The following is a 955-nucleotide window of genomic DNA, read 5'->3' as shown; positions in this document are numbered from 1 at the left end:
GTTGTCCGCAATAACCTCAACATAGCACCTCAACAAGTTTCGGTGCTTGTTTCGAATACGTGTTACCAAACTCATTACATTCCGTTTGACCTGTAACACTAATTGCGGACAACGACCCTCGGCTACCAAAAGGAAAACTTGCAAGGCTACGCCTTGACTTAATAATATTAATATGGCTAAAAAGAAAAAAGGCACTACTAAAAAAGTTACACTTAGAGAGCAAACCAAAAAACAATCTAATAAAAAAGGAACTGGATCTGGTGGACGACCTAAGAATAGACAATAATTAAATCAATAGATAGTTAAATATTGCTAATAATAATAAACCTATTAACATTAAAGTTATGGATATTGTGTTTAAAACATTTGTCCATTTATTAAAGTTAATAACCTTAGAGTCAAAATCTTTCTGGGCGCATTCGTCATAATTTTCACCTTCCATTTTACAAAGTTCTTCTTGTATATACTTTTCTTCATTAGTGTTTGCTTGATAACCAGTAATTTGTGAAATGAAATTAGATATTATACATAGTAGAAATATTACGCCAGACCATATCAATAAACTTGAATTTTCAATGTTTATTTGACCTGTTTTAAATTCTCTTAAAGTTTCAAATATTATATATATACCAGATCCACTTATAGCTAATATTAATAAATCCATTCTACGTACCGAATAGTTTGTGCGGTCTTTAGTATTGTTTAAATGACTTATCCATTTATTATACCTATAACTATCTTTTTTCTTCATTTCTAAATTTGTTTCCATCTAATTTAATATTTTTAAGTTGTTTAAAAAATTACTTTGTAATTACTGCGGACAACATTGGCTATAAATCATTGCTACCGCTGTTAGTTTTCCTTTTGTCCGTTGCTCTTTGGACTACTAACACTTTTAAAAGTAAACTTTTAACGTGCCTCGTCCACCGCAACGAATAATAGCCGAGGGTCGTTG

The 955-nt window shown here is 31.0% G+C and carries 1 protein-coding gene; it reads right to left on the bottom strand.

Features of this window, described 5'->3' with window-relative positions:
• Positions 1-286 precede the first annotated feature (286 nt).
• Positions 287-769: a hypothetical protein gene (locus LBV24_RS15025; RefSeq protein ID WP_224479480.1), complete on the bottom strand. Its 483-nt coding sequence runs from the start codon at positions 767-769 to the stop codon at positions 287-289.
• Between the last annotated feature and the right edge of the window lie 186 nt (positions 770-955).

Source organism: Winogradskyella vincentii (genome assembly GCF_020166345.1).
GTDB classification, from domain to species: Bacteria; Bacteroidota; Bacteroidia; order Flavobacteriales; family Flavobacteriaceae; genus Winogradskyella; species Winogradskyella vincentii.
Note: the sequence above shows the minus strand (reverse complement) of the source record. Positions and strands in the feature narration are given on the sequence as shown.

What these genes read in the sequence shown, in the direction of transcription:
- LBV24_RS15025 (WP_224479480.1), bottom strand. Translation starts at nt 769, where the DNA reads ATGGAAACAAATTTAGAAATGAAGAAAAAAGATAGTTATAGGTATAAT.